Below are 6,289 nucleotides of genomic sequence, written 5' to 3' on the forward strand. Positions count from 1 at the left end.
CTGGGCCAGCTGCTGGCCTTGCTGCCGCTGCCGCAGGTGCTGCTCATCGGCCCCGAAATGGCCGGCGCGGCGGCCCAAGCCCCGGCAGCCCAACACTTTGCCACTAAAGCCGAAGCGGCTGAATGGCTGCGCCAAAATCCCGTGCAGGGCCGGCAGGTGCTGGTGAAGGGTAGCCGCGGCATGGCCCTGGAAACGCTGGTGGAATTTCTATAGCCTGTCATTGCGAGCGGAACGCAGTGGAGCGCGGCAATGACAGACGAAGATTAAAACGGGCTATCCAAATCCGCCAGCGTGGGCAGGATAGCGTCTTTGGGGGAAATAATGGCTTCCGTTACCCCCCACTCAATGCCGAGAGCGGGGTCGTTCCAAAGCAGGCCACCCTCGCTGGCGGGGGCATAGTAGTTGGAGCATTTGTAGAGGAAGAGAGTGTCTTCCTCTAAAGCCACAAAGCCGTGGGCGAAACCAACGGGCACGAGCAGCATGTTGCCCTGGGCTTCGCTGAGCTCGATTTTGGCGTGCTGGCCGTAGGTGGGCGAGTCGCGGCGGATGTCGACCACCACATCGAGGGCGCGGCCTTTGGCGACGCGCACCAGCTTGGCCTGGGCGTGGGGCGGGCGCTGAAAATGCAGGCCCCGCACCACACCGGGCTGCGATTTCGACTGGTTGTCCTGCACCCAATCCAGGTCGGCGGGCAGGCCCAGCGCCTGCATGGTACGGGCGCTGTAGGTTTCGTAGAAAACGCCGCGCGGGTCGCCGAACAGGCGGGGCACAAACTCGAGTAGACCCGCCAGGGGGTGTTGAATTGCTTGCATTGGGGGCAAAGGTATCTGGTTGGGAAAGACGGTTTGGTGCTGCTGAATACAAAGCACCAGATGAGGATGACGGACGTTTTTGGCTATTTGCGCACGGCGGCCACGGCAGCCAGGTACTTGTTCAGCACCAGCTGCTCATCGAATTTGGTTTCGGCCAGGTAGCGGCTGTTCTGGCCCATGCCGCGCAGGTCGGCATCATTGAGGCGCAGCACTTGCAGCATTTTGGCGGCCAGGTCTTCGCCCGAGCGCACCTGGCAGAGGAAGCCGTTGCGGCCATCGACCACGGTTTCGCGGCAGCCGGGCACGTCAGTCGTCACGATGGGCTTGCCGCAGGCGGCGGCTTCGAGCAGGGTTTTGGGCGTGCCTTCGCGGTAGCTGGGCAGCACCACGCAGTCGGCCTGGTGCAGGTGGGCGGCCACATCGTCGGAGCGGCCCAGGTACTCGATGTCGCCCGATTTCAGCCATTCCTCGAACGTGGCGCGGGGCACGCCCACGCCGCCGGCCTCGTCGAGCCCGCCCAGCAGCTGAATGCGGGTGCCGGGCACGGCCTGGCGAATGAGCTTAGCGGCCTCGAAGTATTCGACCACACCCTTCTCATACAGCACCCGGGCCACCATCAGAAACACGAAGGGCTGGTTGCGGCGGAACTCGGAGGCGGGCTTGAATTTTTTGGTATCGACGCCGGAGCCGGGCAGCAGGTCGGTGATTTCGCGGCGCACCAGGCCGTTATCGAGGAAGAGCTGCCGGTCGTCGCCGTTCTGAAAAAACACCGTGGCCGGGAAGCGGAAGGCGAAGCGGTAGAGGCCCAGCGCCACCTTACTCACGAAGTTCTTGATGATGAACACCGTGCCCAGCCCGCTCACGTTGTTGATGCTGGGGATGCCCGCCAGCTTGGCCGCAATGCTGCCGTAGATGTTGGGCTTGATGGTGTAATGCAGCACCACATCGGGTTTTTCGCGCTTGTAAATCTGGTAGAAACGGCGGGTGAGGGCGGCATCCTTCACGGGATTAGTGCCCTTGTTTTCCATCAGGATGGGTACGAAGCGGCAGCCGAGCTCAGTTTCGAGGCGCGCCGAGTAGTCGTCGGGCGGGGCAATGGCCAGCACTTCGTGGCCGGCGGCCTGCAGGGCCCGCACGAGGCTGGCGCGAAAATTCCAGATATTCCAGCTGGTGTTGATGACGAGGGCGACGCGCAAAACGGTGAGTTGTGAGGGGTGAAATGGTGAGTTCTAGGGCAAAGGTCGGCCTTACGGATTTGACCTGCACTCGTTCCATCACAAACGCACTATTTCACCTTCTCACTATTTCACTATTTCCGCCGGTACTTTGTGGGCTCTTTGCGTGTTATGCTGGCTATGACTCTTCGACTTTCTGCTGCTGCGCTGCTGCTACTGCCGCAGCTGGCCCAGGCTACGCCGCCTACGCTACCCGGGCAGGCCATCTTCCAAAAGAACTGCGCGCGCTGCCACGGCGCCAACGGCAAGCTGGGCCGCAACGGCGCGCACGACCTCACCAAGAGCAACCTCAATGAGTTTGGTCGTACCTACCTCGTTACCAACGGCATGGGCAAGATGCCGGCCTTTGGCAAAACCCTCACGCCGGCGCAGGTGCAGCAGGTAGTGGCCTACTCGCTCACCCTGAAATAGGGCGCGGGGCCGGCCCCCGCCCGCCATTGCATGGCCGTTATCGGGTTTGCAACGTACCCATTATCTATTCAAACGACGGGCTTGGCCAGCCCCGTACCCTACTCCGATTTTTCTCTCATGGCAACTAATCAATCCGGCGGCCGCAAGCCCGGCAACAGCACCCGCCACGTCGGCGCCGTCGATGGCGTGAAGGGCCGCGCCGGCCGCATCCTGCTTAAAGCCGCCGACAACGGCACCTACGAAACCGCCAAAGAGCAGGAAACCGCCGTGCTCGTGAGCGTGCCGCCGCGCCGGCAGTCCGAAGCCCAGACCACCGAATACCTCGACGAGCTGGCGTTTCTGATTGAAACGGCCGGCGCCACCGCCACCAAGCGCTTCGTGCAGCGCCTCGAAAAGCCCGACATCCGAACCTACGTGGGCGAGGGCAAGCTGGCCGAAATCAAGGCCTACGTGCAGCACGAAGGCACCAGCATGGTCGTGTTCGATGATGACCTCTCCCCTTCTCAGCTGCGCAACCTGGAGGCCGAGCTGCTGGTGAAAATTGTGGACAGGTCGCTGCTCATTCTCGATATTTTCGCGCTGCGGGCCAAGTCGGCCACCTCGCGCACGCAGGTCGAGCTGGCCCAGTATCAGTACCTGCTGCCCCGCCTGACGGGTCTCTGGACTCACTTGGACAAGCAGCGCGGCGGCGTGGGCATGAAGGGCCCCGGTGAAACCGAGATTGAAACTGACCGCCGCATCGTGCGCGACCGCATTGCCTTCCTCAAAGAGAAGCTCGAAGACCTCGACAAGCAGAGCCACACCCAGCGCAAGGCCCGCGGCGGCACCATTCGGGTAGCGCTGGTGGGCTACACCAACGTGGGCAAAAGCACCCTGATGAACGTGCTGGGCAAGGCCGAAGTATTCGCCGAAAACAAGCTTTTCGCCACCGTAGATGCCACCACGCGCAAAGTGGTGCTCGACAATACGCCGTTTCTACTCTCCGACACGGTGGGGTTCATCCGCAAGCTGCCCACCAAGCTCATCGAGAGCTTCAAGAGCACGCTCGATGAGATTCGCGAGGCCGATTTGCTCTTGCACGTCGTGGACATTTCGCACCCCAACTTTGAGGAGCAGATTCAGGTGGTGAACGACACGCTGGGCGACATCGGCGCGGCCGACAAGCCCATGCTACTGGTGTTCAATAAGATTGACCAGTACAAGGCCGACGATGCCGAGCAGGACCCCTTCGGCGAGGTGCTCGATGCCGAAGACGACGGCACTGCGCCGCGCCCGCCGCTGGCGCAGCTGCAAGCTACTTACATGGCCAAGCTGCACGACCCGGTGGTGTTCGTTTCGGCCCAGGAGCGCACCAACATGGACGAGCTGCGCGAGCTGGTAGGCAAGCGCGTGGCGGCCCTGCACCAGCAGCGCTTCCCGTACCAGACCAATTCCTGGGCCAGCGAGTAGCCCCGCGGCCCGGCAATATTATCAAACTGTTGGCTGGCCGGCCGCACATGAACGTTACGTGAGCATTACCGTAAGGGCGAAGGCCGGGCTTCATCAGGCCCGGCCTTTTCTATTATGACTCAGGTGCGTTTTCTTGGTTTGGGCGGCTTGCTGCTGCTCGGTTGGGGCCGGGCCGCTGCGCAGGACATTCCCGTGTACCCGCCGCCGGCTCCGCTCGACACGGCCGGCGTGGCGCGCACCGATGCCCAGACGTTTGCCAACTCGCAGGTGGTGGGCATGGGCCCGAGCAAGGGCCTGATTGTGAAATACGAGCGGATTCCGGGCAATTTCAGCCTGAAAAGTACGGCCATCGGCGGCGCGGGCGACTACAACACCACCGTGAGCAAAAATGCCAACCTGACGGTGAAGGCCTACGCGCCGCTACTCAACCATCCGCACCTGAAGCTGATTCTGGGTTTGAACTACGACCGGCAGGAGTTCCAGTTCAGCACGCCGGCCACTACCGACCAGTACGGCCTCTACAGCAACATTCAGGACAAGGGCCTGACGGTGATTGGCGCGCAGCTGGCCGTGATTCGGCCCGTGGACGCGGTGCACTGGTACATCTTCCGCACCAAAACTGAGCTGAATGGCGACTACACGTCGAACGAGCTTAATGTGACTGATTACCTGAAAGTCACTAGCGAATTTATTTACGGCTGGAAGCGCAGCCCCACCTTTGCCTGGGGCCTGGGCGTGCAGCTGGGCTACAACCTGGGCCGGCAGAGCATCTACCCAGTGCTGGTGTACAACCGCACGTTCAACCCGCGCTGGGGCGTGGAAGCGCTGTTTCCAGCGCGCGTGCTGGTGCGCCGCAATCTATCGGACCGGTCGCTGCTGTTTGCGGGCTACGAGGTGGCCAGCAACAACTACAACCTGAAGCTGCGCGCGCCCTTCGCTTCGCCCAACAACCCGACGGTGCGCTCGCTGGAGCTGCGCCAGATTGACCTGAAATTCCGCCTGCGCTACGAGCACGAGCTGCTGTCCTTCCTCTGGACGGGCGTGGAGGCGGGCTACCGCTACAACTACCAGCTCAACGCCTTCGACCGCACTAACAGCACCCGCGACCGGCTCATCAACAGCCAGCTGGGCGCGGTGCCGTACGCCAGCCTCGATTTGTTCATCGTGCCGCCGAAGAAGCTGCTGCAAAAAGCCGAGCGCAGCCGGAAGTAAGGCGAAGTACCCCGAAATTCTATTTCGGGATGTTGGAACGAGTTGTTATCGCGGGCCGAAATGAAATTTCGGGGTACTCCGCCCTACTTCCTCTGGCGGCGCTTGAGACCTTTTAGCCACTTGTAGGTGGCTTCCTGGGCTTGCAGGGGCTTTTCGCCTTCGGCGGGGGCGACGAACTGGTTGTCGAAGTCGCGGGCCTTCACGTTGTCGTGGCGCTGGAAGTCGAGGAGCTGGCGGATTTCGGCGCGCAGCGTTTCATCCAGGATGGGGAAGGCGACTTCGACGCGGCGGTCGAGGTTGCGGGTCATCCAGTCGGCGGAGGAGACGTAGAGTTTTTCCTCGCCGCCGTGGGCGAAGACGTAGACGCGGCTGTGCTCCAGGAAACGGTCGACGAGGCCGCGCTGGTGGATGTTCTCGCTGAAACCGGGCTGGCCGGGCACGAGGCGGCCGATGCCGCGCACGATGAGCTCGACGCGCACGCCGGCGTGGCTGGCTTCGTAGAGCTTGGCAATCATGGCCTCATCTTCGACGGCGTTTACTTTGAGGATGATGTAGGCGTCGTGGCCTTTTTTGGCCTGCTTGATTTCGTAGTCGATGAGGGCCAGCAGGCCGGGGCGCAGGCCGAAGGGGGCCACCAGCAGCTGGTGCAGCTCGGGCACCGTGGACTGGTCGCGCAGGTAGTCGAACACCAGGGCGGCTTCGCGGGTGAGGACGGGGTTGGCGGTGAACAGGCCGTGGTCGGTATAGAGCTCGCTGGTGCTCTCGTTGAAGTTGCCGGTGCTGAAGTAAGCGTACTGGCGGGTGGTCTCGTCGGGTTCGCGGCGGGTGATGAGCAGCAGCTTGCTGTGCACCTTGAGCTCGGGTGGAGTGAGGACGACGTGGGCGCCGGCGCGCTTCAACTTATCGGCCCAGAAGAGGTTGGATTCTTCATCAAAGCGGGCTTTGAGTTCGACCACGGCCGTGACCTGCTTGCCGTTTTTGGCGGCTTTGAGCAGGGCTTTGACGACGGCACTTTTGCTGGCCACGCGGTAAAGCGTGATGCTGATGGCCGACACGCGCGGGTCAGTGGCAGCTTCGCGCAGCAGGCGGCACACGTAGTCGAACGACTGGTAGGGCGGGTGCAGCAGGTGGTCGCGCTGGCCGATGGCGGCCAGCAGGCTGCCGCGGCTG

General features: G+C 62.5%; 6 protein-coding genes and 1 pseudogene. 4 read left to right on the plus strand and 3 right to left on the minus strand.

Going from position 1 to position 6,289, the window contains the following annotated elements:
- Window positions 1-213, plus strand: a pseudogene (locus tag ACYVDE_RS12330) (UDP-N-acetylmuramoyl-tripeptide--D-alanyl-D-alanine ligase); the annotation flags it as partial.
- Between the two features lie 50 nt (window positions 214-263).
- Here the strand turns inward: ACYVDE_RS12330 and rfbC are convergent.
- Entirely contained in the window at window positions 264-812 is a 549-nt protein-coding gene (rfbC, locus tag ACYVDE_RS12335) for a dTDP-4-dehydrorhamnose 3,5-epimerase family protein (RefSeq protein ID WP_460501846.1), read from the minus strand.
- Window positions 813-895: 83 nt separating this feature from the next.
- A complete protein-coding gene (locus ACYVDE_RS12340; protein ID WP_460501847.1) occupies window positions 896-2,008 on the minus strand; it encodes a glycosyltransferase family 4 protein in 1,113 nt (370 codons plus the stop codon).
- A 159-nt stretch (window positions 2,009-2,167) separates the two neighbouring features.
- On the opposite strand from ACYVDE_RS12340, the gene ACYVDE_RS12345 reads away from it, so the two are divergent.
- From ACYVDE_RS12345 to ACYVDE_RS12355, 3 genes are all read left to right on the plus strand, one after another.
- Complete coding sequence (locus ACYVDE_RS12345; RefSeq protein WP_460501848.1) at window positions 2,168-2,458, plus strand: c-type cytochrome; 291 nt, start codon at window positions 2,168-2,170, stop codon at window positions 2,456-2,458.
- A 117-nt stretch (window positions 2,459-2,575) separates the two neighbouring features.
- Window positions 2,576-3,907, plus strand: coding sequence for a GTPase HflX (hflX, locus tag ACYVDE_RS12350; RefSeq protein WP_460501849.1), 1,332 nt, complete (start codon window positions 2,576-2,578; stop codon window positions 3,905-3,907).
- 114 nt (window positions 3,908-4,021) lie between these two features.
- Complete coding sequence (locus tag ACYVDE_RS12355; protein ID WP_460501850.1) at window positions 4,022-5,119, plus strand: hypothetical protein; 1,098 nt, start codon at window positions 4,022-4,024, stop codon at window positions 5,117-5,119.
- An 83-nt stretch (window positions 5,120-5,202) separates the two neighbouring features.
- Here the strand turns inward: ACYVDE_RS12355 and ppk1 are convergent.
- On the minus strand, window positions 5,203-6,289 hold a 1,087-nt coding region (ppk1, locus tag ACYVDE_RS12360), incomplete at its 5' end, for a polyphosphate kinase 1 (RefSeq protein ID WP_460501851.1).

It is taken from the genome of Hymenobacter agri (genome assembly GCF_054778495.1).